This window comes from Nonomuraea sp. NPDC050478, from assembly GCF_044458265.1.
Taxonomy (GTDB): domain Bacteria; phylum Actinomycetota; class Actinomycetes; order Streptosporangiales; family Streptosporangiaceae; genus Nonomuraea; species Nonomuraea ferruginea.
This window is the reverse complement of sequence record NZ_JBITHT010000001.1, coordinates 1,212,232-1,236,745: the sequence shown is the minus strand read 5'-3', so window position 1 is coordinate 1,236,745 and position 24,514 is coordinate 1,212,232. Positions and strand designations below refer to the sequence as shown.

The following is a 24,514-nucleotide window of genomic DNA, read 5'->3' as shown; positions in this document are numbered from 1 at the left end:
GACGCGCTGGCTGATACGCCGCCAGCGCACTTCACTGTATCGATGCGGGTGCGCTGGCATCGCGCACTTGAGACGCAAAAGCAGCGCTTATTCCTGCGGAATGTTCTCGCGTGCTTTTATCAGGACATGCCGGGGCAGCACTACGATTCCTTCGCCGGGGTCGAGAAACGCGTCGGATGGCAGGTGCGGACGTAACTGCGCGGTCCGCTCCATCCCGATGACCGCGAAGTCACCCGATTCGAGCTCCCAGATGTCGGGACAACTGTTGGCCGCGGCGCTTCCATTACCGCCACCTTCATGTGGAGGCGGGCCGATACGTCTTTTGAACATGGATCCTCCAGACTGCGGTCACGTGAATGCGAGTCTTTTTCATATTAACATCAATCCATTGTCCACGAAAGCCACAGATGGCTTACGCGCTTTAGGCTGAGCTGCCAGCACCATTAAGTAAGGCCTCGAAGCCTATATACCGACAGAGGCCACATGTACCGGGGGCACTATTTCGACCACGCCAGGAGGAGAGCGCGGCGGGGTTCATGACTATCTAGGTGCTGCACGAGTGGCCGGTGGCATCGGCTGCCTACTCGCTCGACTTGTGGAAGGTGTTGCTTTGGTACCCATGCCCCTGGACCGCCTGCTGCGCGTTATCAACGGCCGAGGCGATGATCGTGAGCGTTGCGACAGGTGCTGCGGAGTCTCTTGCGACTGCCAGGAAACCCCGAATATCCTGAATCAATGCGGCGTCCTGCCGCATCACCTCGCGGATCAGCACATGCAAAGTCATCTGGAGATCAGCATCGTCAGGCCGGTCAGCCAGATCGCGCACGGGTGCGGGGGCGTCATGCTCGTCCCGCGTTCCAAAAATCCGCTGAAGCATCTTGCGTCCCCATGCGACGCCGGCCTCGGCGCTTTCGTCTTTGGCCTTATCCAGCACCGCCGCGCCATACGCCGCCACGGCCGCTGTGACGTAGGGTGAGATGTCGCCGACCAGCTGCGTTATGTCCTCGGCCATGTCTCTCCCGCGGCTCGACAGGTCGGATGACGCGACTCGGGTCAGCATCAATGTAACCGGCCTTTTGCTATCAGTCACCGTCAGCCGGAAGGCTTCCTACGGATTTCTGGTCCAGGATTCGGCGAATACGTCTCATGTCGATCACGCCGAACCGAGCCGGTGCAGACCAGCGGCAAGCGCTTGGCCCGCGCCCGCAACCTCACGGTGACCAGGCCGAGATCAACAGTCGCGGATGATGGTCGCATGAGGAGCTCATGCGCGCTGCTGGGCGTCGTGTCCCTGTTGCTCACGTCACCGCCGGCAACCGCCGCTCACGCACAGACTCGTGGATCTCCGGCTGCGGCGATATCCGCGTTGCAGGGCGAGTTCGCCCGCAGGAGCGGCGTGGTCTTCTCGCAGAGAATCCGCCGAGGTTCTGGCGAGGGCGCCGTCCTGACAGTGGCGCACGGCAAACGCCGCTTCGTTCCCAAGACAGGCATGTACGCCGTCGATGTCTCGACGTGCTCCACCTTCGCCCGAGGCGGCGACCCGATCCGCTCGCGAACGGTCCAGGTCGGCCGTGACATCTACTCCCAAGGCGACTGGACCGACGTCCCTCAAGGCAAGAAGTGGGTTCACAGGGAGGACACTGATGCCCTCCGCTGGACTCGGCACCTGATCGAGCCCCTGAACCCGGAGTTCCTGCGATTGATCTCCCCGGGCGCCAAGAGAATATCCACCCGGGACCGTTACGACGGCGTACGCACGACCCGCTATGACGGCTCGGTGCAGGTCGACCACCTCAGCTCTTACTGGGCCGGCCACCTCTACGGGACGGGAGCATGGACAGGAGGCCGCATCAGGTGGAAGCTCTGGCTGGGCCCGGACGACCTGCCCAGGCGTTTCCAGGCCGAGATCATCACCGAACCCTACGGCCCTGAGGAGAAAGCGGACGCCGTACGGATGAACGTCCTTTACAAGGGCTGGAGAGCGCCCGTCCGCATTCAGATCCCGCCCGAGAACCAGGTGGCAGAAGCCGAGTAGAACTACCCGTGGGCATCGGTGGACTCGATGCCGTTGAGGATGATCTCGACGGCGTCGAGGAACTCGTCCTCCCCCGTCGGCTGGTCGGCCTCCAGGACGGCCAGCACGCGGGTGAACGCGGAGTCCCCGCCGAACACCCGGAGCCGGGCGGCGAGGAACTGCGTGCTGTGACCGTCCGCGGCCGCCGCGAAGTGCGCGCTCTGCTCCACGTCGCCGCGCGTGTAGGTCCACAGCAGGGTGAGCACGGTGATCGCGCGCGGGCCTGACAGGTGCAGGTCGCCGAGGCACTCCAGCCCCGTTTCGAGTCTGCGTACGTACGAGGGCAGCAGCGGTTCGGTGGCGACCGGCACCGCCGTCAGCCAGGGGTGGTCCTGGTAGACCCGGCGCAGGTCGAGCACCCAGGCGCGGAGCCGCTCGCGCCAGGTGGCGCCGTCCGGCCGGGGTGGGGTGCCGAGCGCGTGGTCGGCGGCGAGGACGACGAGGTCTTCTCTCGACTCGACGTAGCGGTACAGCGACATCGTGCCGCTGCCGAGCTCTTTCGCGAGGCCGCTCATGGAGATCGCGTCGATCCCGCTGCGGTCGCCGAGTCTGACGGCGGCGTCGAGCAGTTGCGCGAGCGTCCATCGGGGTTTCGGGCCCTTGGTCGTGGCCGGCGCGAGGTTCCAGGCCAGCAGGACCGCTTTCGGGACCCCGCGGAGTTCCGGCACGTCGTCGTGCGCGCTTCCCATGCGGCCATATTACTGCGTAACCCTTGCGCAGCTATACTGCGTAAGCATTACGCTGTACGTATGACAGCACCGCATGCGATATCGGTCCACGACATCCACAAGCGCTACGGGGATCGCGACGTGCTCCGCGGCGTCAGCTTCGACGTCCCCCGAGGTCAGGTGTTCGCCCTGCTGGGGCCCAACGGGGCGGGGAAGACCACGCTCATCCGCATCCTCACGACCCTGATCCGCGCCGACTCCGGCACCGCCCACGTCCTCGGGCACGACCTCGCCCGCGAGGCGCCCCGGGTACGCGAGCTCATCAGTGTGACGGGTCAGTACGCGTCCGTCGACGAGGAGCTGACCGGTATGGAGAACCTGGTCATGATCGGCTGGTTGCTCGGCCGTACCAAGAGCGCGGCGAGCGAGCGCGCCGGGGAGCTGCTCGCGGAGTTCGGGCTGACCGACGCCGCGTCACGTCGCGTCGGCCACTACTCGGGCGGCATGCGGCGGCGGCTGGACCTGGCCGCCGGTCTCATCGACTCGCCGCCGGTGATCTTCCTGGACGAGCCGACCACCGGCATGGACACCCGCAGCCGGGGCGCGCTCTGGGACGTCGTCACCCGACTCGCCGGGCAGGGCAAGACCGTCTTCCTCACCACCCAGTATCTGGAGGAGGCCGACGTCCTGGCCGACCGCGTCGCCGTGCTCGACGCCGGCGCCATCGTCGCCTCGGGCACCGCCGCCGACCTCAAGCGCCAGGTGGGCAGCGAATCGATCGAGCTGGTCCTGGACGACGGGACGACCGTCCGCGAGGTCACCGACGGCGACCCCGAACGCGTCAGGGAAGTGCTCAACCGCCTCCACCACCGGGGCCGGGTCGTCCGGACGTTCTCCGTCCAGGCTCCCACCCTGGACGACGCGTTCCTGGCCCTGACCGGACACACCACCACCGATCGGAAACTCCCCTGATGAGCACCGCGGAACTGGTCTTCACCAAGCGCAGCGTCATCCACTCGCTGCGGAACCTCGACAGCCTCGTCACCGCGATCGTCGCGCCTGTCGCCATCATGCTGCTGTTCGTCACGGTCTTCGGCACCGCGCTCGGCGGCGCCGTCGGCGGTGCGTACGCCGACTACGTCACGCCGGGCGTCATGCTGCTGTGCGCCGGGTTCGGCGCCGCGCTCACCGCGACCTCCGTCCACACCGACGTCTCCAAGGGGTTCGTCGAACGGCTGCGCACCATGCCCATCCGGGCGTCCGGGGTGATCTTCGGGCATGTCCTCGCCAGTGTCCTGCGCAACCTCGTGTCCACCGCCATCGTCATGCTCGTCGCGGTGGCGCTCGGGTTCCGCCCCACGGCCTCGCCGGTCGGGTGGCTCGGCATCGCGGCCCTGCTCGCCGCCTACATCCTGGTCTTCACGCTCATCGCGGCGGCGTGGGGGCTGGCGGCCAGGTCCGTCGACTCGGCCGGCATGTTCAGCTTCGTCGCGCTCTTCCTGCCGTACCTCTCGACCGCGTTCATCCCGGCCGGGAGCCTCCCAGGCTTTCTCCAGGGGTTCGCGGCCCACCAGCCGGTCACCCTCGTCACCGAGTCCCTGCGCGGGCTGGCCACCGGTGCTCCCGTCGCGGAAACGCTGCTGTGGTCGGGTCTCTGGCTCGCCGCCCTGGGCGGCGGCGCGGCGTTCCTCGCCGCGGCGCTGTTCCGGCGCGCGGCGGGGGGGGGGGGGGGGGGGCGGGGCCCCCCCGCCCCCCCCCCCCGGGGGGCGGCCGGCGGGGCTGGGGGGCCCGCCCCGCCGGCCGGACGCACAACCCCCCGGGGGGGGGGCCCCGCGGGGGGGGGGGGGGGGGGGGGCCGGGCGGGGGGGGGGGGCGGGGGGGGGGGGGGGGGGGGGCGCGGGGCCGGCCCCCCCGCCGCGCCGAGGTCAGCGGGCCAGGCCGCCGAGGATGGCGGCCACGTCCGCCGGCCTGAACACGAATCCCGCGTGTGACGTGTCAAGGGTGTGCACGTCGTACGGGTTGCCGGGGGTCAGCGCGTCCGCCTCGGCGATCAGCCTGTCCTGCATGGCCAGGGGAATCGACCGGTCGCCGGTGAGCCGGATGTAGGAGCGGGCGATCGTGCCCCAGGTACCGGCCTGGACGCGGGCGTCGGCCGTCATCACCGCGATCGACTCGTCCGGCTGCAGGATGTTGAGGAAGGCCAGAAACTGCTCGTCGGTGACGTCCGCCAGGGTCGCGGCCTTGAGGTCGGCGAGCAGCTTCGGGTCGGCGGTGCGGTAGTTGGCCCGGCCGGCGCCCACCTCGGCCGGGTCGCCGACGTTGAACGCGGCGAGAGGCGCCATCAGGTTGTCCGCGAACTCGGGCTCCCCCATGTACGCGACGGGGTTGGCCAGGCGGACGCACGACCAGGCGGAGATGTAGACGAGCCGGTCCACCAGCTCGGGGATCGCGTTGCCCACGCCCGAGATGGTGACGCCGCCGAGGCTGGCGCCGACCAGCACCACCGGCCCGTGCTGGGCGGCGCGGCGCACCACGTCGGTGACCAGGTCGACGTTGTCCTGAAGCGTGACGCCCGCCAGTGTCGACGGCTCGGCCGCCCACGCGTCGAGGTCCTGCGGGGCCTGGTAGGCGACGGGGTACTGCGCGTCGAGGCCGTGGCCGGGCAGGTCGACGGCGAGGCTGCGGTGGCCGAGCAGCGCGAGCTCGCGCTGGATGGAGGTCCACATGAACGAGTTGGAGCCGGAGCCGTGGACCAGCACGAAGGTGTTCGATGACATGTTCAGTCCGTTCGCGTTGAGCTGAGGCGGACGCGCGCTGCCGTACGGGCGCGCCGAGCCGCCGATGATCACGGTGGCGGCGCTGAGAGCGCGGCGACCACCGGGTGTGAGAAGCCGACGGGACGGGCGACGGGCGGCTCGCGAAACGCGACGCCACCATCAGATCGCCTCGATGGGGAAACCCGTCTCAGGCAGTGCGCGAACGGATGAACTTCTCAAGCATGATCCTGACCCTATACGAGGAAGCCCCGCCGATCCGGGGCGGGGCTTCTGCTCGTTCACTCCGTGCGCAACGTCTTCCAGTGCGACGGGGTGCCCTCGTACATCACGTCGTTGCAGTCGCAGCTTCCGCAGCCGGGGGTCATCGCGATGCTCCTCCTCGCCCTAAGAGATGGGGCCTTCGTACCCGCAGTGACGATCCCGGACGCTTACGTGACGGTGACGGTCACCGGACCACGGGCCGCCGGGGAATGCTGGAGGCATGGATTCCGAGACGGCACGGCGGATGTTCGCGGGCGCGCGGGTCGCCCGGCTGGCGACGGTGGGCGCCGAGGGCAGGCCGCGCCTCGTCCCCGTAACGTTCGCCGTCCTCGGCGACCGGGTGGTGACGGCCGTCGACCACAAGCCGAAGCGGACCACCGACCTGCGGAGGCTCCGCGACATCGGCGACAACCCGAATGTCGCGCTGCTGGCCGACCATTACGAGGACGACTGGACGCGCCTGTGGTGGGTGCGGGCGGACGGCCGCGCCGCCGTCGCGCCGGACGGCCCGGAGCGGGCCGCCGCGCTGGACGCGCTCGTGGCCAAGTACGACCAGTACCGCGAGCGTCGGCCGGCGGGGCCCGTGATCCTCGTGGACGTCAACCGCTGGTCGGGATGGCGGTACTCCGGGGGGTGAAAGCGCTCAGCCTCGCTCGCCCGGGCGGTCGACGATCACCGACGACAGCAGGGCCGTGCGCCACACCGCGCCCTTGGGCAGGCGGGAGTCGCGCAGCCAGACCGTCGCGGTGCCCAGGTAGCGGTAGGTGTCCGGGTCGAGGATGTCGTACCGGCGGACGTCGCCGCCTCCTTCCCGCCAGATGCCCAGGCCGGCGCGGCCCGCGGCGTCGGTCACGCCGTGTTCGATCCGGACGCCGGGGATGAGGGCCAGGGCCTGGAACATGGCCGCCTCCAGCCGCGGCGGCATCGTGCCGTACCTGCTCAGGTAGAGCGTGATCACGCGGTAGGCGCGGGCATCGGGTGGTTCGGCGTTCCGCGGGACGCCCTTCTCCTGCGGGAAGTCGATCCAGTGGCGGTCGCCCGTGACCTTGGCCAGCAGTTTCCTCGGGTCGGTCGGCAGCCCGCGGAGCTTGGCGTCGTACTGCCCCGGCGCCAGGTCGTCGTCGCCCGGGTCCGGAGGGACGTCGGTGACCACCAGGTCGCCGTTCTCGCCGAAGCCGGCGGTCTGCTTGCCGTCGTAGCGGATCCACCTCTCGTAGGTCTGGGCCGTGTCCGAGGTCGGCTGCTTGTCCATGGACCTGGTGTAGTGCCACTGGGTCGGCGCCGGCCGGGGGGCGTCGCCGCGCTCGCTCGCCACCTTCGCGGCCTGGGCCAGCACCAGGCCGGGGTCCAGCCGCACGGCCGACGACGGGGTGACGGCCGGTTCCGTGACGGAGGGCTCGGACGGCAGGGCGACCACGGCGAGCACGGCCACGGCCGCGCCGGCCGCCCCGACGGTGATCAGGCGGTGCGCCCACGTCCACCTGCGCCGCCGGATCCGGGTCAGGAGCCGCCGCCGCTGCGGGATGGACCACTCCTGGTCCGGCTCGGGCACCTCGGCCCGCCACTCGCGCAGCGATCGCAGGTCATCCATCCAAAGACTCCTCTCGCGTCACGGTGGGGTCGGCTCCGCCGAGCGCCTGGCGCGTCCGGGCTCTGGCCCGGTGCAGGCGGGACCGGACCGTGCCGATGGGGATGCCCAGCGCGCGGGCCACGTCCTCGTAGGACATGTCGGCCCACGCCATGAGTAACAGCACCTCCCGGTCGCCGGGCGACAGCTCGGAGAGGGCCGCCGCCAGCCCGGCCTGCTGCGCCGAGACCCGGTTGTCGACGCGGTCGGCGTACGGCTCGGTGATCTCGTCGACACCGGTGCGGACCAGCGCGCGGTAGAACCGGATCTCCACCCGGCGTTGCCGGCTGACGAGCCGGGCGGCGATGCCGTACAGCCACGGGCGCGCGTCAGGGTGGCTCGTGTCGTAGCGGTGGCGGCGCCGGAAGGCGGTGAGGAAGACGTCGGAGACGATGTCGTCGGCCAGGGACGGGCCGAGTCGCCGGGCGACGTAACGCCGCAGTGCGGGGGCATGCCGGTCGAAGAGTCCGGCGAAGACCTCCGGGTCGTGCCGCGAGCGCCGTATGAGGTCGGCGTCGGCCGTGCCAGACTCTTCGGCGATCACCCGGTGCTCCCGTTCGCTGCGCAGTGCATTCGACGGCTTTCGCCCGTACGACCACCGCGAGTTCGCGAAAAGGAGTGTGAACTACGTCACATACTTGGCTCAGATGCTCAGCGGCACGTGGTGGATCTCGTCGGCCGGATGGCCGGCGCGTTCGTGGATGCGCAGGACCGCGTCCGCCGTGGGCGCCTCCGAGAGGCAGTAGATGACTCCTTCCTCCGGGTCCGCCCAGGCGTGCTCGAAGGTCACTCCCTCCTCGTCCTGGATCTCGACGTCGGCGGAGTGTGCCCGTTTGAGCTGGTCACCGGTGATGCCCGCCATGCCGCGGTGCATGTCGAGGAACTTCGCCATCACTGCCTCCCCACAGGCAAGCTGTCTCCTCCAGCGTAGGTTCGCCCCCGCAGCGGGCACACCAAGTGGGACCCAAGAGGGCGTATCGGGCCACTCGTACAAAACAGCGTGCCCGGCGACGTGGGCCGGGCACGCTGGGTTCGGGTGGGAGATCAGCCGGTTCTCAAGGTGAGGCCGTACGCCGACAGGATCTCGTTGACGGGCTGGTGGTACGTGGTCCCGCCGATGCTGCAGTTGCCGGAGCCGCCGGAGGTGACGCCCTGGGCCTGGCTGCCGGAGATGAACGAGCCGCCGGAGTCGCCCGGCTGGGCGCACGCGCTGGTGCGGGTCAGGCCGGAGACGGTGCCCTGCGCGTAGCGGACGCTGGCGTTGTGCTGCTGGATGGTGCCGCAGCGCCAGCCGGTGGTGGAGCCGGAGCGGCAGATGGACGCGCCGACCGACGCCTGCGTGGAGCCGCGGACGGTCACGAGCGCGCCGCCGGAGCCGCGCACGTACGGGGTGGCGTTGTGGCCGGGAGCGGCGACCCAGGCGTAGTCGTTGCCGGGGAAGGACGAGCCCTGGAAGGTGCCGGTCGGGTTCGTGGTGCGCGAGCCGGCGCGGCCGCAGTGGCCGGCGGTGACGAAGCCGGGGGTGCTGCCGCGGGTGACGGAGAAGCCGACGCTGCACCGGCTGGAGCCGATGTAGAACGCGGAGCCGCCGATGATGTCCATGAACGGCTGCGGGCTCTCGGTGGAGACGGCGACCTTGACCACGCCCTTGTCGACGCCGGCCGCGGCGGCGAGCGCCTCGCCGGCTTCCTGGGTGGCGGCCAGGATGACGACGCTGTTGGTGGTCACGTCGACGTACCAGAGGGAGGCGCCGGTCTTGCCCTTCTGGGCGGCCAGGTCGAGCTGGTCCTTCACGGAGGTCAGCTGGGCCAGGGTGCGGCCGACGACGACCGGCTGGGCGCCCTTGGCCTCGATGGCCGGGGCCTCGGCGGCGTCGGTGGTGGCGACCATGAGCTTGGAGGCGTCGGCGTTCAGCCAGGAGCCGCCGTAGGAGTCGCCTAACGAGGCGGTGAGGGTGGCCTCGGTGGCGGCGGCGCGCTGCTCGTTGGCCAGCCGGGTGACGACCTGCCGCTCGGTGAGCCCGAGGTCGCGTTCGAGCGCGTCGATCACCGACGGCGGGGTTGCCGGGTCCGCCATGGGGGCCGGGTCGGCCATGGCGGGGACGGCGAGGGGGAATGCCAGGCAGGCCACGATGGTGGCTCCTGCCAGCGCACTGCGTTTACCCAACATGCGCACTCCTTGGTGGGGGGTGCTGTCAAGTTATCGGCTGGCGCTGGCAACGACACGTCCTCAAAAAGGCCGTATTTCGGTCTTATGGTTCATGTCCTGAAATATCTAGACACACGGTGAACATTGCGGTCAGCCGGTCCACGTCCGCCGGAGTGGGCGGCTCCGGGCCGAGCGCGCGGCGGACCCTGGTGATGCCGGTGAGGAGCGCCGCCGCGGTGCGCGCCCTGGCCATCGCGTCGGGGTCGTCGCCCAGGAACTCCGCGAGCGGGGTGATGATGGCCGTCCGCAGGCGCTCCCGTACGAGCTCCTGGATCTCCGGGTCGTCGGCGGAGTGGGCCAGGGCGCGCAGGATGCGGCTCTTCGGGTCGGCGTGCATGCGGCGGGCGGCGAACTCCGCGAGCCGGCGCGGCAGCCCCGCCCGGTCGCCTTCGAGGACGACCCGGATCGTCGGCTCGTCCCGCAGGACCTCGCCGAACAGGCCCGCCTTCGACCCGAAGTAACGCCCCACCAGAGCGATGTTGGCGTCCGCCGCCGAGGCGATCATGCGTACGGTCACGCGCTCGTACCCATACTCGGCGAACAGCGCCCTGGCGGCGTCGAGCAGCCGCAGACGGGTGGCCGCACGGTCCCGGGGGCGGGCCTCAGCTCTCATGCCCGGGAATATATCGGCTTGCCGAAACACTAGTAAACAGGCGTATACTTCCATGCGGAATACGAGGGGATGTGGTGACTTGGCGGGCCAAGCGGCGGCCGCAAGCCCCCAGAAGCAGTACACCCACCGCGAGGTCCTCGAGGTCATGGCCGGGCTCATGCTCGCCATGCTCACCTCGATGCTGTCGACGTCCGTGGTGGGCACGGCGCTGCCGACGATCGTGGGGGAGCTCGGCGGCCAGGACCAGTACTCGTGGGTGGCCTCGGCGACCATCCTGACGATGACGGTGTCCACACCGCTGTGGGGCAAGCTGTCCGACGTGTTCGGCCGCAAGCGGCTCTTCCAGGTGGCGCTGGCGGTGTTCGTCGGCGCGTCGCTCGCCGCGGGGCTCTCGCAGAACATGGGCCAGCTCATCGCCGGGCGCGCCCTGCAGGGCGTGGGCGCGGGCGGCCTGGGCGCGCTGGCCCAGGTCATCCTGGGCGACATCGTCTCCCCCCGCGAGCGCGGCCGCTACTCCGGCTACATGGGCGCCGTCTTCGGCGTCTCCACCGTCGCCGGGCCGCTGCTCGGCGGGTTCCTGGTCGACGCCGAGATGCTCGGCTGGCGCTGGTGCTTCTACGTGGGCGTGCCGCTCGCCGTGGTCGCCGCGGTCGTCGTGCAAAAGGTGCTCAAGCTGCCGCACGTCAAGCGCGACACCCGCATCGACATCTGGGGCGCCACCACCATCACGGCCGGCGCGACCTCGCTGATGCTGCTGCTCACCCTGGGCGGCACCGAGTTCGCGTGGAACTCGCCGTGGACCTACGCCCTGGCCGCCGTCAGCCTCGTCTCGCTGGCCCTCGCCGTGCTCGCCGAGCGCACCGCGGGCAACCCGATCCTGCCGCCCCGGCTGTTCCGCAACCGCACGTTCATCCTGACCAGCCTCGGATCGCTCTTCGTCGGCGTGGCGATGTTCGGCGCGATGATCTACCTGCCGCAGTACCTGCAGGTCGTCCAGGGCATGAGCCCGACGGACTCCGGCCTGATGACGCTGCCCATGGTGATCACACTGTTCCTGTCCGGCGTCATCTCCGGCAAGACCGTCACGCGGACCGGCAGGTGGAAGATCTTCCCGGTCGTCGGCATGCTGCTCGTGACCATCGGGCTGTTCCTGCTGTCGCGGCTGCACGTCGACTCCAGCCCGTGGGTCATCGGCCTCGACATGGCGGTGCTCGGCACCGGGCTCGGCCTGACCATGCAGATGCTGATCCTGGCCGCGCAGAACGGCGCCGAGGTCCGCGACATGGCCTCCACGACCTCCGGCGTCTCGTTCTTCCGCTCGCTCGGCGGCGCCATCGGCGTGGCGGGGTTCGGCGCGATCCTGACCAACCGGCTCTACGCCGAGATGCCCGCGGGGAGCGCCAGGCCGTCGCTCGGCAGCCCCGACGAGATCCAGGCGCTGCCCGAGCCGGTCAAGCACCTCGTGCTGGAGGCGTTCACCCGCGGCCTGGAGACCGTCTTCCTCGTGGGCGTCCCGATCGCCCTGCTCGGCTTCCTCGCCGTGGTCTTCCTGAAGGAGCTGCCGCTGCGCGGCGGCGCCACTCCCCCGCCCGCCGCCCCGCCACCCAGCAGGGACGACCTGGTGCTGGCCGGCCTGCTGCTCGAACTCGTCGCCCAGCGCGTCGAGCGCGTGAACGGCCGGCCGTCGGCGCTGCTCACGGCCGTGGCCAAGATGGCGCCGCCGGACGACCGTACCGAGAAGGAACGCGCCAGGGCCGTGGCGCGTGACGTGCTGCGCCCCACCTCGCGCGCGCTCATCGCGCAGGCGGCGCCGCCGGCGCCCGCGAAAGATCTCGTGACAGGAGGGATCCCGCAGTGATCCGCAAGTTCGTCGGCGCCGTGCTGGCCGCGCTGGCGGCCATGGCCGGGTTCTGGCTGATGGTCGCGCCGTTCGCGCTCGGCACCCAGCCCGAGGGCGCGGCCTGGAACTCCGCCACCACGTCGGAGTTCTTCACCGGCCTCGGCGTCGCCGCCGTCGGCCTCGCGGGCGCCGCCGCCTTCGCCGCCGCCATCCACGCCGAGCTCGCCGCGCGGGGCCTGGTGACGGTACGCGAGCGCCAGCGGGAACCGGAGCCCGCCGCTCCCCAGACCTCGTCCGCCGAACTGGCCGCCCTGCTGGCGCCCCTGGTCGAGGCCCTGCGCGAGGACCTCGACGCGACAGACCGCGAGCGGCGGCAGAACGGATCCACGACCCTGGTCGCGTCGGAGGACCAGCGATGAGGGCCAAGCTGGGCGTGACCGCGCTCGCGCTGCTCTTCCTGGCCGGGCTCTGGCTCGTCGCCGCCCCGTTCGTGGTCGGCTACCAGCCCAGGGGCGCCGCGCTCACCGCCGCTACCGTGAACGACCTGTGGATCGGCGGCGCGCTCGCCGGCGGGTCGTTCCTCAGCCTCGTCTGGTACGCGGCCGACCTGTTGCACGAGCTGACGACCCGGCGCGGCAAGCTGCGTCGTAGCGGCTGACCTGCTGGAACGTGTCGTATCGTGGCGGGATGAAGCGTGCTGCCACCCTGGCGCTCGTGGTGCTCGCCTCCGTGGCGTGCGGCGGGCAGAGCCCGGTCGCGTCCACCGGACCGGTGCCGCCGACGACCTCCGAGACGGAGCCGGCGACCTCGGAGCCGACGCCCACCGCCACCGAGCCGCCCTCGTTCGACGCCGAGGTGAGCCAGGTGACCCGCGACCAGTTGCGGTATTCGTGGCGTGAAGGCTGCCCGGTCCACTACCGCGACCTGCGCCTGATCAGGATGACCTACTGGGGCTTCGACGACAAGCCGCACACCGGTGAGCTGGTCGTGCGCAAGACCGTCACCGACGACATCGTGCAGGTCTTCGAGAAGCTGTACGACTGGCGCTGGCCGATCAGGCGGATGGAGCTGATCGACGTCTACAAGGGCGACGACTACGACTCCATCGACGCCGACAACACCTCGGCCTTCAACTGCCGCCAGGCCACGGGGTCGAGCAGCTGGTCCAAGCACGCCTACGGCGAGGCGCTCGACATCAACCCGCGCGAGAACCCGTACGTGACCGCCGACGGCAGGACGGCCCACTCCAACGCCCGGAAGTACACCAAGCGGCCGATGAAGGGCAAGGGCGTGATCAACCCCGGCGACAAGGTGGTGCGGGCGTTCGCGCAGGTGGGATGGCAGTGGGGCGGCAACTGGTCGGGCACCAAGGACTACCAGCATTTCAGCAAGGGCGGCGGCTGAGAGAATCGAGACATGGCTGACAAGGACGGCGACGGCTGGACCGAGTGCGGGCGAGGACACCGCCACTGGGGGCTGCACGGCGCCTCGGGGCTGCTCGCCGTGCACCACGACGAGCTCGGGGTGCCTCACGTGCTGATGCAGAAGCGTTCGGCGTGGAGCCACCACGGCGGCACGTGGGGGCTGCCCGGCGGGGCGCGCGACAGCCACGAGGACGCGGTGGCCTCCGCGCTGCGCGAGGCCCGCGAGGAGGCGGCGGTGGCCAGCGACCTGCTGCGGGTGCAGGGGGTCTACCGCGACGACCACGGCGGATGGGCGTTCGAGACGGTGATCGCGGAGTCGGCCGAGCGGCTGGCGGCGGTCTGCGCGAACGGCGAGAGCGACGAGCTGCGCTGGCTGCCGCTGGGCGAGGTGGCCGCCAGGGAGCTGCACCCCGGCTTCGCCGAGACGTGGGGCACGGTCAGCGGTGCGATCAGCCCGGAGACCCTGGTGCTCGACGTGGCCAACATCGTCGGCGCGCGGGCCGAGCGCGGCTGGTGGAACGACCGGCTGGGGGCCGCCACCCGGCTGCTGGAGGAGGTGTCGGGGCTGCGGCTGTCGCATTCGGTGCTGGCGCAGTGGTATCCGCGGATGGTGGCGGTGGTCGAGGGCGCGGCCAGGGAGGTGCCCGACATTCCCGGGATGCAGGTGGTCGCGGCGGCCGGCAGCGGCGACGACGCGATCGTGGACGTGGTGCGCCGGGCCAAGCCGTGGGAGCGGGTGCTCGTCGTCACCGCCGACCGGGAGCTGAGGGAGCGGGTCGCCGAGCTGGGGGCAGAGACGGCGGGACCCAAGTGGCTGCTGTCACAGCTGCGCGGGTAACACGTCGTCGAAGACGGCCTTGAGCCCGGTCACCTCCAGCACCCGCTGCAGGACCCCGTGCACGCCGGTGAGCCGGAGCGTGCCGCCGCGCCCGCCGACGGCGCGCTGGTGCTCGACCAGCGCCCACAGGCCGCTGGAGTCGCAGAACTCCAGCCCGGAGGCGTCGATCACCACGTCGAGAGGTCCTTCGGCGGCGAGGGCGTCGAGCCGCTTCTTGAAATCGGGAGCCGTCAGCTTGTCCAGGTCACCCCGCAGGCGCACGGTGGCCGAACGCTCCGCCCGTGCCACCTCGATCTTGAGATCCGCCACCACCTGAACGTACACCGGCGTCACCGCAGCCGCTATCGTGGTGTCGCACTGGAGGGTTCGCATAGTGGACGAGTGCAGCCGCCTTGAAAGCGGCCAGGTCAGCGATGGCCTCGTGGGTTCGAATCCCACACCCTCCGCTTCCCGACGAAACCCGCTCACCGGCCGGTGAGCGGGTTTCGTGCCGTCTACCGGCCGGCTCCGGCGAAACCGTCTCCGATGCTGGCGGCGAGCTGCAGGTAGGCGTCCCTGGTCGCCTCCTGCAGCCGGTCCAGGTCGATCTCCGCGCCCTCCTCCAGATGCGGGTCGTACGGCACGCGCACGACGGCCCGGCACCGGGCGGCGAAGTGGCCCTCCAGCTTGTTGATGTCGACGGCCGACTTCGACCTCGGCCTGACGCTGCACAGCACCACGGTCGCGTCGCGTACGAGATTCTCGTAGTGGTGGGCCTCCAGCCAGTCGAGCGTGGCCGAGGCCGCCCGCGCGCCGTCGACCGACGCGGAGCTGACCAGCACGATCTGGTCGGCGAGGCCGAGCACCCCGCCCATCGCGGAGTGCAGCAGGCCGGTGCCGCAGTCGGTGATGCAGATGGAGTAGAAGTTCTCCAGCACCTGCGAGACGGCCTGGTAGTCGGCGCCGCTGAACGCCTCCGACACCGACGGGTCGCGGTCGGAGGCCAGCACCTCCAGCCGCGACGGCGCCTGAGAGGTGAAGGCCCTGATGTCGACGTACCTCTTGACCTGGTCGGCCTCGTTGAGCAGGTCGCGGACGGTGGCCGAGGTCTCCAGCTTCAGCTTGTCGGAGAGCGTTCCACGGTCGGGGTTGGCGTCGACCGCGATCACGCGGTCGCCGCGGATCTGGGCCAGCGTGGCGCCCAGGCCGACCGTGGTCGTGGTCTTGCCGACACCGCCCTTCAGGCTGAGCACGGCGACGCGGTGGTGGCCGGTGGCGACGGGCGTGCGCGCCCTGGCCATCAGCGCGCGGCGGCGCCTGACCTCCGGCGGCTCGCCGGGCTTGATCCAGCCGCCGGACGCCTTGTAGACGATCCGGCGCCAGCCCTTGGAGGGGGCGTTGCGGCGGCCGCGCAGCAGCGTGTCGGGGTCCAGGCTCTCGGCGGTGGGCCTGCCGGTCGCCGGGGGCCTCGGCGGGGCGTTGAAGACGGGCACCGGGGCCGGGCGGTGGCGCGGCTCGGGCTGCCTCGGGGGCTCCTCGGCTCTCGGGGGCGCCTCCTCCGCCGGGCGCGGCTCCTGGAACCTGAGGTGCTCGTCGAACGTGCGGGCCTCCCGGCCGGCGCGGGGCTCGTCGAAGGCGCGCTGGGACGGCTCGGCGAACGGCGGGCTCGGCTGGTCGAAGGTGCGTTGCGGAGGCTCGGGGAAGGCGTGCTGCGTGGGCTCGGGGAGCGACGGGGGCGGCAGCGACGGGAGGGACGGGAGCGTTTCGTCCGGGGTGTGCTGGGTCGCCTCCTCGCGCGCCAGCTCGGCGGCGGGCTCGGGCGGGGCGGGCGTCTCACTGGCCCAGGCCGGTGGAACGGGCCAGGAGAGGTTCTCCTCGGTCTTCTCCTCCACCTTCTCCGGCTCGGGGAAGGACGCCAGCGCGTAGCTGTCGGTGTCGTCCGGCCGGGGCAGCGGCTTGAGCGGGGCGAGGAACGCGTCGTCGATCGCCGGTTTGGTGTCGGCGCTGTCATCAGCGGGCGGATCGTCCCCCGTGTCGGCCTTTGTGTCGGTCTTGTCGCGCGTGCTCGCCTTGTCCAGCCACTCCCCCGCCTCGCTCTCGGTGGCGGGCACCGCCTCCGACCCGTACACCGAGTCGACCGCCGCGCGGAAGAGCGGCGGGGTCGGCGTGTCGTGCTGCGGCACCGACGCCCACGGGTCCTGGGGGTAGGGCGAGACGACGGCGGTCTCGTCGGCCGGGACGCCCGGGCCGGTCTTGGCGCTCACCTTGACCGGCGCCTCCTCGGACTCCTTGATGGCGTCGAGCCAGGCGAGCTGTTCCTCGAGAGATTCTTCTCGATCGTGTCTTGCCACCGTGTTCCCCCTCGGGCGGGTCTAAAGGGGTGGTAAATATCTTGCAGATTAACGCCAAGCGCTCCGGGGAAGGCCGGCAACCCTCAACTTCTCTGCCCCGTTACCGTGGTGCGCATGCGAGCCATCGAGATCACCCGCAGCGGCGGGCCAGAGGTGCTGGAGTGGCGGGAGGTCCCCGACCCGGAGCCCGGGCGCGGTGACGTGCTCATCGACGTGGCCGCCTCGGCGGTCAACCGGGCGGACGTCCTCCAGCGCCAGGGCAACTACCAACCCCCGCAGGGCGCCTCGCCCTATCCGGGGCTGGAGGTGTCCGGCGTGGTCGCGGCGGTCGGCGCGGACGTCGAGCACTTCAAGGCGGGCGACGAGGTGTGCGCGCTGCTGGCCGGCGGCGGCTACGCCGAGCGGGTGGCCGTGCCGTGGCAGCAGGTGATGCCGGTGCCGCGGGGCGTCCGGCTGGAGGAGGCCGCCGGGCTGCCCGAGGTGGCCTGCACGGTCTGGTCCAACGTGTTCATGCTGGGCCGGCTGCGCAAGGGCGAGACCCTGCTGGTGCACGGCGGCGCGAGCGGCATCGGCACGTTCGCGGTGCAGCTCGCCAAGGCGTTCGGGGCGAACGTCGTGGTCACGGTCGGCTCGTCCGGCAAGGGCGAGCGGGTCAAGGAGCTGGGCGCCGACGCGTACGTGAACTACCGCGAGGAGGACTTCGCCGAGCAGGTCAAGGCCGATGTGATCCTCGACATCATGGGCGCCAAATACCTGGCCGGCAACGTGCGGGCGCTCAAGACCGGCGGGCGGCTGGTGGTCATCGGCATGCAGGGCGGCCGCAAGGCCGAGCTCGACCTGGGCGTGCTGCTGGCCAAGCGGGCCTCGGTGCACGGCACCACGCTGCGCGCCCGCCCGGTCGAGGAGAAGGGCGCGATCGTCCGGAGCGTCGTGGAGAACGTGTGGCCGCTGATCGACGCCGGGGCGGTGCGGCCGGTGGTGTTCGCCGAGCTGCCGATGTCCGACGCGGCCGAGGCTCACCGTATGGTGGATTCCGGCGACCACGTTGGGAAGATCCTCCTAGTACGGTGAGACTTATGAATGCTGAGGACAACAACTCGCCTCACATCGTGGTGGTGGGCCCCGACTTCCAGGGTCATGACGATAACGGCGAAGACGAGCGCTCGGTGGCCAACCTGGTCGAGCAGCCGGCCAAGGTCATGCGCATCGGCAGCATGATCCGGCAACTCCTCGAAGAGGTGCGGGCCGCTCCGCTCGACGAGGCCAGCCGCAAGCGGCTGAAGGACATCCACCAGTCTTCGATCAAGGAGCTGGAGGACGGCCTGGCGCCCGAGCTGGTGGAGGAGCTGGAGCGGCTGTCGCTGCCCTTCACCGAGGACACCGGCACCGCGCCCAGCGACGCCGAGCTGCGGGTGGCGCACGCCCAGCTGGTGGGCTGGCTCGAAGGGCTGTTCCACGGCATCCAGACGACGCTGTTCGCCCAGCAGATGGCGGCCCGCGCCCAGCTGGAGCAGATGCGCAGGGCGCTGCCCGGCGGACGGCCCGAGGAGCACCCGCGCCCGCCGGGCGGCTCGGGGCCCTACCTGTAGAGCTCCTCGAGCACCAGCGCGACGCCGTCCTCGTCGTTGGCCGCGGTCACGTGATCGACCGCGGCCAGCACGCCGGGGTGCGCGTTGGCGACCGCGTAGGAGGTGCCTGCCCACGTCAGCATGGGCAGGTCGTTCGGCATGTCGCCGAACGCCACGACCTGCGACTGCTCGATGTCGTGCCGCTCGGCGAGCGTGGCCAGGGCCGTGGCCTTGGTGACGCCGATCGCGCTCATCTCGATGAGCCCGCGGCCGCTGGAGTGGGTGGCGGTCACCAGGTGCCCGACCAGCTCGTGCACGGTCGCGTGCAGCTCGTCAGGGCCCAGCTCGGGGTGCAGGGCCAGCAGCTTGACGCAGGCCCGCGAGGTGAGCGACTCGCCGCGCAGGCGCGCCCTGCCCGTGGTGGCGCCGTCCCAGGTGCCGAAGCGGAAGTCCGACTCGTGCGCGTGGCCTCCCTCGTACTCGACCGAGAACGAGAGATCGGGGACGTTCGCTCGAAGCTGAGAGACGACTTCTTCGAGCACCTCCGGGTCGATGAGGTGAGACTTCACCACCCGCTCGGTGTGCATGTCGTAGATCAGCGCCCCGTTGGCGCAGACGGCGAGGCCGCGGTGCCTCACCGCCCCCGCCACGGGGTGCATCCACCGAGGCGGGCGGCCGGTGACGAACACCAGCATGGCCCCTGCGTCCTCGACTCTGGCGAAGGCGGCGGCGGTGCGGGGAGACACGGTTCCGTCCGTACGGAGGGCGGTGCCGTCCAGGTCGGTGGCCACCAGGCGGGGTGCGCGTAGGTTGTGCATAACACGTTCCAGTTTGCCCGCTGATGCGCCCAGCCAGAAATCTTCGTTCGACGGGAACACCAACGCGCCAGAATGGTGTTAGATGTGGAGGCGTTGTATTAGCTATCCCGTAGTGAAAACCAGCATGACATTGTCTGAGCCACCCCGGGTGCTTGCTGTACGACACACCGGGATCCACGAGGTGTGGGTCCCATAGATTCACATCCTGAGGGAGAGCTTTTATGGCTCAGGGAACCGTCAAGTGGTTCAACGCCGAGAAGGGCTTCGGCTTCATCGCCCCGGACGGCGGCGCGCCGGACGTGTTCGTGCACTTCTCCGAGATCGTCGGCAACGGCTACCGCAGCCTTGAAGACGGCCAGCGGGTCGAGTTCGAGATCACGCAGGGCCAGAAGGGGCCGCAGGCCTCCCAGGTCCGCTCCATCTGACCTGTAGCAGCGAGACAGGCCGGGGTTCGCTTCCAGCGGACCCCGGCCTTTCGCGTTTGTTATGGCCTTGACCGGCCGTTGTCACGGGTGTGACTCGATTCACAGGCCAGGCGAACCCCCGCACCTTTCCGCACATCTAGCGATATATGAGGTACGCCTGGTTATGTCACCCCGTAACAGTGACCTCCGTGATCGTCCTGTTACTCAACGATCACATCCTCAAGCACGCCTGGCCCGGGTTCGTCACGGGCAAGCTGAGTGACCTCGCCGGACTCGTCGTCGCACCGCCCCTGGTGGCGCTCCTCCTGCTGCGCCGCGCCGATCTCGCGGCGACCATCCTGACCGGCGCCCTCTTCACGGTCGTGAAAACGACGGAGACGGGCGCTGAGGCCGCCTCCCAGATCTGGACCACCCTGGCGGGCTCCTCGCGCGTCCTGGCCGATCCTGGGGACCTGCTGGCCCTTCCTGCGCTCCTCCTGGCCTGGTGGGTGCGGCAGCGCAGTCGGCGGGCGGTGGCCGCGCGGTGGCGGGTGCTCACCGCCGTCCCCCTGGCCGTCCTCGCCGTGACCGCCACCGCGGGCCACCCCGGCATGCCCGCCGCCGAGGTCGTCGACCTCAGGGACGGCGTCCTCGTGCTCGACTCCCGGTACGCGTCGCACGACGGCGGCGCGACCTGGGAGACGTACGTCGCCTCCGACGCCTACGCGGGACCGGAGCGCGAGTACCTGCCCGGTCAGCGCGCCGCCTGCCTGCGCGAGCACTGCTACCGGCTCGTCCGGCATCACGTGAAGGTGCTGCGCTCCGGCGACGGCGGCCGCACCTGGGAGCCCGAGTGGGAGATCCCTCCAGGCCGGGTCACCATGCTCGAACGCGAGCTGGTCGGCGGGCGGCCCGACGAGGACCCCATCGTCTCCAGGACGCTCGTGGTCCAGGACCGGCCGGGCGGGCACGTCGTGGTCGTCGCCAACGGACGGGACGGCGTCGCCGTGCGCGGCGTCGACGGGACGTGGCGGCGGTTCGGCTTCAGCGCCGACGGCCGTCTGCTGGAGTCGGCCGCGATCCCGCTCGACCGGCCCGCCGACGACGACGCGGAGATGCTGGTCGCCGGGCTGGCCGCCGCCTGGGCGACCCTGCTCGGCCTGGCCGTTCAGTCGGTGCGGGCACGCCGCACACGCCCCTGGCTCGTCGTCGTGCTGGGCGGCCTCGGGGCGCTGCTGATCGCGCCGTTGCCGTACGAGCGAGTGTTCGGACCGCACCAGAACGTCATGACGGACTGGAGCCCGCTGCCCCCGCTCCTCGCGGCGCTGGGCGCGGCCCTCCTGATCTGCGTGGTCGTCGTGGCCTGCTCGCTGGTTTCGGACGGCGGCGTCGGGTCGCGGGGCGCGGTGGACGCGCTGGCGCTCGGCGTGGCGGTCGGGCTCTGCGTGGCGGGACCGTTCAAGGCGTGGAGCACGGGCTGGATCGACCACGGCGCGGCGCTGGCCGTCGCCGTGGTCGCCGCGCCGCTCGTGTGTCTCCTCGGGGCGCTGGCGCTGCGCCCCCGCGGCTACTTGACCGGCTCCAGCACGTCGAGCCCCACGTAGGGGCGGAGCGCCTGGGGGACCACCACGGAGCCGTCGGCCTGCTGGTGGTTCTCCAGGATGGCGACGATCCACCGGGTGGTGGCCAGCGTGCCGTTGAGCGTGGCGGCGTACTGCGGCCTGCCGTCCTTGTCGCGGAAGCGCACGCCCAGCCGACGGGCCTGGAACTCGGTGCAGTTGGAGGTCGAGGTCAGCTCGCGGTAGCGGCCCTGGGTCGGGATCCACGCCTCGCAGTCGAACTTGCGGGCCGCCGACATGCCGAGGTCGCCCGCCGCCGTGTCGATCACGCGGTAGGGCACCTCGATCTTGGCCATCATCCGCCGTTCGTACTCCAGCAGCCGCTGGTGCTCGGCCGCCGCGTCCTCTGGCCGGACGAAGGAGAACATCTCCACCTTGTCGAACTGGTGGACCCTGATGATGCCCCGGGTGTCCTTGCCGTAGGAGCCCGCCTCGCGGCGGAAGCACGACGACCAGCCCGCGTAGCGCAGCGGGAGCTGGTCGGCGGGCAGGATCTCCTGCGCGTGGTAGCCGGCCAGCGACACCTCGGAGGTGCCGACCAGGTAGAGGTCGTCCTCGGGCAGGCGGTAGATCTCCTTGTCGTGCGCCACGTGGAAGCCGGTGCCCTGCATGGTCTCCGGCTTGACCAGGACCGGGGTGATCATGGGCACGAAGCCTGTCTCGATGGCCTGCTGCATGGCCATGTTGAGCAGGCCGAGCTGCAGCCGGGCGCCCTGGCCCTTGAGGAAGAAGAACCGCGAGCCGGACACCTTGGCGCCGCGCTCCATGTCGATCGCGTCGAGCCGCTCGCCCAGCTCCAGGTGGTCCTTCGGCTCGAAGTCGAACGTGCGCGGCTCGCCGTGGGACTCGAGCACGACGTAGTCGTCCTCGCCGCCGGCGGGCGCGTCGGCCTCGACGATGTTGGGCACCGTCTGGAGCAGCCCGTCGAGCTCGGCGGCGAGCTTCTCCGCCTCCGCCTCGGCGGACCGCACCTGGGCGGCGAGGTCCTTGGCCCGCTGGAGCAGCGCGGCCTTCTCCTCGCCCTGCGCCCTGGAGACCTGCTTGCCGAGGCTCTTCTGCTCGGCGCGCGAGGACTCGAACGAGGTCAGCGCGGAGCGGCGGCGCTCGTCCAGGTCGAGCAGCGAGTCGACGACCGAGTCGTCCTCGCCGCGGGCACGCTGCGACGCCCGCAGCCGGTCGGGGTCCTCACGAAGGGTACGCAGGTCGATCACAAGGAAAGGCTACCGGCGCGCGGTGAGCACCCGCTCCCCGATTATCAGACCTGACCGGCGCGGATCCTGGCGAGCCACTCCTTCGCCCCGGCGAACTCGGGGTCGCCCGTGCCGCGCTTGATCTGCGGAGCCACCCCGTCGGCGCGCGGATAGCTGCCCAGGAAGCGCACCTCGCCGCAGATGCGGTGGAGGCCCGCGACGGCCTCGCCCACCCGCGCGTCGGCCACGTGGCCCTCGAAGTCGAAGTGGAAGAAGTAGCGGCCGATGCCCTGGCCGGTGGGCCGCGACTCGATGCGGCTCAGGTTGACGCCGCGCACCGAGAACTCGGTCAGCATCTCCAGCAGCGCGCCCGGGTGGTCGTCGGCCAGGAACACGACCAGGGTGGTGCGGTCGCTGCCGGTCGGCTCGGGCAGCGGGCCCGGCCTGGTCACGCGTACGAACCTCGTCACGGTGTCGGACCGGTCGCCGATGTCGCCCCGCAGCTCGACCAGGCCGTAGTGCTCGCCCGCGATGCGGGCGGCGATCGCGGCGTCGTACGGCGAGCCGGGCAGCGACACCTCCTGCGCCGCCGCCGCCGTCGACGGGGCGGACACCACGACCGCGTCGGCCAGCTCGCGATTGAGGAACCCGCGGCATTGCGTGATCGCGGCCGGGTGGGTGTAGACCCGCTTGACGTGCACGATCTCGGTGTCGGGCCGGGCCAGCAGCGAGAACCGCACCGGGAGCAGCAGCTCGGCGGTGATCAGCAGCGGCTCGCCCCAGGCGAACTCGTCCAGCGTCGTCGTGATGCCGCCCTCGAGCGAGTTCTCCAGCGGGACCACCGCGGCGTCGGCCTCGCCGGCGCGCACGGCGTTGAGCGCGGCGGTGACCGTCGCGCAGGGCAGCCGCTCGGCTTCGGGCTCCAGGAGCGTCAGGGCCTCTTCGGTGAAGGTGCCCTCAGGGCCGAGGTACGCGGTTCTGGACATGATTACAGGGTATCCGCAGGTTGACGTGCTAGGTGGGGCATTCGGGACTCCTCGGCACGTCGCCCCGGCAGCCAGTGCGCCAGCAGCCAGACGAGGAAGATCGCGCCGAGGCCGAAGCCGTTCTGCACGATCTTGCCGAGCACCGGGCTGACCACCGGGATCTCCGCCGCCTTGATCGCCACGCCCCACCAGGGAACCGGCACCACGTAGTACAGCCACACCCCGGCGGCCACCCGCAGCCGCACCGGGTCGCGCCCGTCGCCCACGATCGCCCCCAGCACCACGACCACCCAGGCCAGATGGTGGATCCAGGCCACCGGCGACAGCAGCACCGCCATCAGCCCCACCAGCGCCACCGCCGTCAGCGTGTCGCCGCGCCGGTACGCGTCGCGCGCGCCGCGGAACCCGTACCAGCCGACCGCCGCGACCGCCGCCAGCCAGATCGCGGTCGTCAGCAGGTCGGGCAGGTAGAGGCGGATGAGCATGCCGCGCATCGACTGGTTGGTGGTGGCGGCGTTGGCGCCCAGCCGCTCGGAGTCCAGCAGCGCGCCGAACCAGAAGTCCACCGCGTCCTGCGGGATCACCGCGAACGGCAGCAGCGTCAGCAGCGCCGTCACCAGCGAGGCCATGAACAGCGTCCGCCACTGCCGCGTCACCAGCAGGTAGATGAGGAACACCCCGGGCGTCAGCTTGACCGCCGTGGCCAACCCGATCAGGAACCCGCGCGGCCACCACGGCCGCCGCGCCACGCAGTCGGCCAGGCAGAGCGCCACCAGCAGGATGTCCACCTGCCCGAACCGCACCTGGTCGCGGATCGGCATCAGGAACGTGCACGCCACCATCAGGAACGCGAACACCCACGGCGCGTGCCGCCCCAGCGACTCCCTGAACGCGAACCCCACCGCCACACCCAGCGCCGCGAAGATCCCCGCCGTCCACACCCACTGGGCGGTCACCCACGACATCGCCGCCAGCCCGCTCGCGAACAGCGCCGCGACCGGCGGGTAGGTGAACGGCAGCAGCTGCGGCGCCGGCGTGAAGAACCCGTAGACCGGACGTCCGTCGAGCACCATCTGACCGCCGGTACGGTAGACGTCGAGATCGACGAGACGCTGGTCGCCGGGGTTGGTCAGCCAGTGCTCGACCAGCGGCCACACCCCGGCGGCGACGACCACCGCCGCCAGGGCCCACGCCCACCATCGCCGCCGCATCGGCGTCTCGACACCCGTCACGCTGTGGCAGGCTACCGTGGCGGTTGACCGAAGGGCG

The 24,514-nt window shown here is 70.9% G+C and carries 28 protein-coding genes and 1 tRNA gene; 14 read left to right on the top strand and 15 right to left on the bottom strand.

Annotation, left to right across the window (positions count from 1 at the left end):
* Positions 1–87: 87 nt before the first annotated feature.
* Entirely contained in the window at positions 88–330 is a 243-nt protein-coding gene (locus tag ACIBF7_RS05910; protein WP_148036093.1) for a hypothetical protein, read from the bottom strand.
* Between the two features lie 250 nt (positions 331–580).
* Complete coding sequence (locus tag ACIBF7_RS05905; protein WP_148036092.1) at positions 581–1,012, bottom strand: hypothetical protein; 432 nt, start codon at positions 1,010–1,012, stop codon at positions 581–583.
* 384 nt (positions 1,013–1,396) lie between these two features.
* Between ACIBF7_RS05905 and ACIBF7_RS05900 the strand changes: the two genes are divergently transcribed.
* Positions 1,397–2,035, top strand: a complete 639-nt coding sequence (locus ACIBF7_RS05900) for a hypothetical protein (protein ID WP_148036091.1) — start codon at positions 1,397–1,399, stop codon at positions 2,033–2,035.
* A 2-nt stretch (positions 2,036–2,037) separates the two neighbouring features.
* Here the strand turns inward: ACIBF7_RS05900 and ACIBF7_RS05895 are convergent, their stop codons facing one another.
* Positions 2,038–2,763 carry a TetR/AcrR family transcriptional regulator gene (locus tag ACIBF7_RS05895; protein ID WP_397196539.1) on the bottom strand — a complete coding sequence of 242 codons (726 nt, stop codon included), beginning with the start codon at positions 2,761–2,763 and terminating at the stop codon, positions 2,038–2,040.
* A gap of 60 nt (positions 2,764–2,823) precedes the next feature.
* Between ACIBF7_RS05895 and ACIBF7_RS05890 the strand changes: the two genes are divergently transcribed.
* Positions 2,824–3,714: an ATP-binding cassette domain-containing protein gene (locus tag ACIBF7_RS05890; RefSeq protein WP_397196538.1), complete on the top strand. Its 891-nt coding sequence runs from the start codon at positions 2,824–2,826 to the stop codon at positions 3,712–3,714.
* Positions 3,714–4,733, top strand: coding sequence for an ABC transporter permease (locus tag ACIBF7_RS05885; RefSeq protein WP_397196537.1), 1,020 nt, complete (start codon positions 3,714–3,716; stop codon positions 4,731–4,733). The genes ACIBF7_RS05890 and ACIBF7_RS05885 overlap by 1 nt, the downstream gene beginning before the upstream one ends.
* Here ACIBF7_RS05885 and ACIBF7_RS05880 read toward each other — a convergent pair.
* Positions 4,668–5,519 carry an alpha/beta fold hydrolase gene (locus tag ACIBF7_RS05880; protein WP_148036087.1) on the bottom strand — a complete coding sequence of 284 codons (852 nt, stop codon included), beginning with the start codon at positions 5,517–5,519 and terminating at the stop codon, positions 4,668–4,670. The genes ACIBF7_RS05885 and ACIBF7_RS05880 overlap by 66 nt on opposite strands.
* Before the next feature lie 481 nt (positions 5,520–6,000).
* Between ACIBF7_RS05880 and ACIBF7_RS05875 the strand changes: the two genes are divergently transcribed.
* Entirely contained in the window at positions 6,001–6,417 is a 417-nt protein-coding gene (locus ACIBF7_RS05875; RefSeq protein WP_271276274.1) for a TIGR03668 family PPOX class F420-dependent oxidoreductase, read from the top strand.
* A gap of 6 nt (positions 6,418–6,423) precedes the next feature.
* On the opposite strand, the gene ACIBF7_RS05870 is transcribed toward ACIBF7_RS05875, so the two are convergent.
* The 5 genes from ACIBF7_RS05870 to ACIBF7_RS05850 form a co-directional block, all read right to left on the bottom strand.
* On the bottom strand, positions 6,424–7,371 hold the full coding sequence (locus ACIBF7_RS05870; RefSeq protein WP_271276273.1) for a CU044_5270 family protein: 948 nt from the start codon (positions 7,369–7,371) through the stop codon (positions 6,424–6,426).
* Positions 7,364–7,951, bottom strand: a complete 588-nt coding sequence (locus tag ACIBF7_RS05865; RefSeq protein ID WP_148036084.1) for an RNA polymerase sigma factor — start codon at positions 7,949–7,951, stop codon at positions 7,364–7,366. The genes ACIBF7_RS05870 and ACIBF7_RS05865 overlap by 8 nt, the downstream gene beginning before the upstream one ends.
* A 99-nt stretch (positions 7,952–8,050) precedes the next feature.
* Entirely contained in the window at positions 8,051–8,299 is a 249-nt protein-coding gene (locus ACIBF7_RS05860) for an SCO4226 family nickel-binding protein (RefSeq protein WP_148036083.1), read from the bottom strand.
* A gap of 152 nt (positions 8,300–8,451) precedes the next feature.
* On the bottom strand, positions 8,452–9,576 hold the full coding sequence (locus ACIBF7_RS05855; RefSeq protein ID WP_148036082.1) for a S1 family peptidase: 1,125 nt from the start codon (positions 9,574–9,576) through the stop codon (positions 8,452–8,454).
* 82 nt (positions 9,577–9,658) lie between these two features.
* Positions 9,659–10,228: a TetR/AcrR family transcriptional regulator gene (locus ACIBF7_RS05850; protein WP_148036081.1), complete on the bottom strand. Its 570-nt coding sequence runs from the start codon at positions 10,226–10,228 to the stop codon at positions 9,659–9,661.
* A gap of 79 nt (positions 10,229–10,307) precedes the next feature.
* On the opposite strand from ACIBF7_RS05850, the gene ACIBF7_RS05845 reads away from it, so the two are divergent.
* From ACIBF7_RS05845 to ACIBF7_RS05825, 5 genes are read left to right on the top strand one after another with little or no spacing between them, the layout of a single operon-like run.
* Positions 10,308–12,086 (top strand): MDR family MFS transporter, encoded by a 1,779-nt coding sequence (locus ACIBF7_RS05845; RefSeq protein ID WP_397196536.1) that lies wholly within the window; start codon positions 10,308–10,310, stop codon positions 12,084–12,086.
* Positions 12,083–12,487 (top strand): hypothetical protein, encoded by a 405-nt coding sequence (locus ACIBF7_RS05840; RefSeq protein WP_397196535.1) that lies wholly within the window; start codon positions 12,083–12,085, stop codon positions 12,485–12,487. Before ACIBF7_RS05845 ends, ACIBF7_RS05840 begins: the two co-directional genes overlap by 4 nt.
* On the top strand, positions 12,484–12,726 hold the full coding sequence (locus ACIBF7_RS05835; protein WP_397196534.1) for a hypothetical protein: 243 nt from the start codon (positions 12,484–12,486) through the stop codon (positions 12,724–12,726). Before ACIBF7_RS05840 ends, ACIBF7_RS05835 begins: the two co-directional genes overlap by 4 nt.
* Before the next feature lie 29 nt (positions 12,727–12,755).
* Complete coding sequence (locus ACIBF7_RS05830) at positions 12,756–13,472, top strand: M15 family metallopeptidase (RefSeq protein WP_397196533.1); 717 nt, start codon at positions 12,756–12,758, stop codon at positions 13,470–13,472.
* A 12-nt stretch (positions 13,473–13,484) separates the two neighbouring features.
* Positions 13,485–14,330: an NUDIX domain-containing protein gene (locus ACIBF7_RS05825; protein WP_397196532.1), complete on the top strand. Its 846-nt coding sequence runs from the start codon at positions 13,485–13,487 to the stop codon at positions 14,328–14,330.
* On the opposite strand, the gene ACIBF7_RS05820 is transcribed toward ACIBF7_RS05825, so the two are convergent.
* Complete coding sequence (locus ACIBF7_RS05820) at positions 14,313–14,702, bottom strand: STAS domain-containing protein (protein WP_148036075.1); 390 nt, start codon at positions 14,700–14,702, stop codon at positions 14,313–14,315. The genes ACIBF7_RS05825 and ACIBF7_RS05820 overlap by 18 nt on opposite strands.
* On the opposite strand from ACIBF7_RS05820, the gene ACIBF7_RS05815 reads away from it, so the two are divergent.
* A tRNA-Ser gene (locus ACIBF7_RS05815) sits at positions 14,690–14,776 on the top strand. The genes ACIBF7_RS05820 and ACIBF7_RS05815 overlap by 13 nt on opposite strands.
* A gap of 48 nt (positions 14,777–14,824) precedes the next feature.
* Here ACIBF7_RS05815 and ACIBF7_RS05810 read toward each other — a convergent pair.
* Positions 14,825–16,660 carry an AAA family ATPase gene (locus ACIBF7_RS05810; RefSeq protein ID WP_397196531.1) on the bottom strand — a complete coding sequence of 612 codons (1,836 nt, stop codon included), beginning with the start codon at positions 16,658–16,660 and terminating at the stop codon, positions 14,825–14,827.
* Between the two features lie 114 nt (positions 16,661–16,774).
* Between ACIBF7_RS05810 and ACIBF7_RS05805 the strand changes: the two genes are divergently transcribed.
* A complete protein-coding gene (locus tag ACIBF7_RS05805; RefSeq protein WP_271276266.1) occupies positions 16,775–17,731 on the top strand; it encodes an NAD(P)H-quinone oxidoreductase in 957 nt (318 codons plus the stop codon).
* A gap of 5 nt (positions 17,732–17,736) precedes the next feature.
* On the top strand, positions 17,737–18,249 hold the full coding sequence (locus ACIBF7_RS05800) for a bacterial proteasome activator family protein (protein WP_271276265.1): 513 nt from the start codon (positions 17,737–17,739) through the stop codon (positions 18,247–18,249).
* On the opposite strand, the gene ACIBF7_RS05795 is transcribed toward ACIBF7_RS05800, so the two are convergent.
* Positions 18,240–19,046: an HAD family hydrolase gene (locus ACIBF7_RS05795; protein WP_271276264.1), complete on the bottom strand. Its 807-nt coding sequence runs from the start codon at positions 19,044–19,046 to the stop codon at positions 18,240–18,242. The genes ACIBF7_RS05800 and ACIBF7_RS05795 overlap by 10 nt on opposite strands.
* 221 nt (positions 19,047–19,267) lie before the next feature.
* Here ACIBF7_RS05795 and ACIBF7_RS05790 point away from each other — a divergent pair, with 221 nt between their 5' ends.
* On the top strand, positions 19,268–19,471 hold the full coding sequence (locus ACIBF7_RS05790; protein WP_101787411.1) for a cold-shock protein: 204 nt from the start codon (positions 19,268–19,270) through the stop codon (positions 19,469–19,471).
* 188 nt (positions 19,472–19,659) lie between these two features.
* Complete coding sequence (locus ACIBF7_RS05785) at positions 19,660–21,054, top strand: hypothetical protein (RefSeq protein ID WP_397196530.1); 1,395 nt, start codon at positions 19,660–19,662, stop codon at positions 21,052–21,054.
* Here ACIBF7_RS05785 and serS read toward each other — a convergent pair.
* The 3 genes from serS to ACIBF7_RS05770 are packed head-to-tail and all read right to left on the bottom strand — an operon-like array spanning position 21,018 to position 24,477.
* A complete protein-coding gene (gene serS, locus ACIBF7_RS05780) occupies positions 21,018–22,280 on the bottom strand; it encodes a serine--tRNA ligase (RefSeq protein WP_148036070.1) in 1,263 nt (420 codons plus the stop codon). The two genes, ACIBF7_RS05785 and serS, sit on opposite strands and share 37 nt — an antisense overlap.
* Positions 22,281–22,324: 44 nt before the next feature.
* Positions 22,325–23,245 (bottom strand): prephenate dehydratase, encoded by a 921-nt coding sequence (gene pheA, locus ACIBF7_RS05775; RefSeq protein WP_397196529.1) that lies wholly within the window; start codon positions 23,243–23,245, stop codon positions 22,325–22,327.
* 2 nt (positions 23,246–23,247) lie between these two features.
* A complete protein-coding gene (locus ACIBF7_RS05770) occupies positions 23,248–24,477 on the bottom strand; it encodes a glycosyltransferase 87 family protein (RefSeq protein WP_397196528.1) in 1,230 nt (409 codons plus the stop codon).
* Between the last annotated feature and the right edge of the window lie 37 nt (positions 24,478–24,514).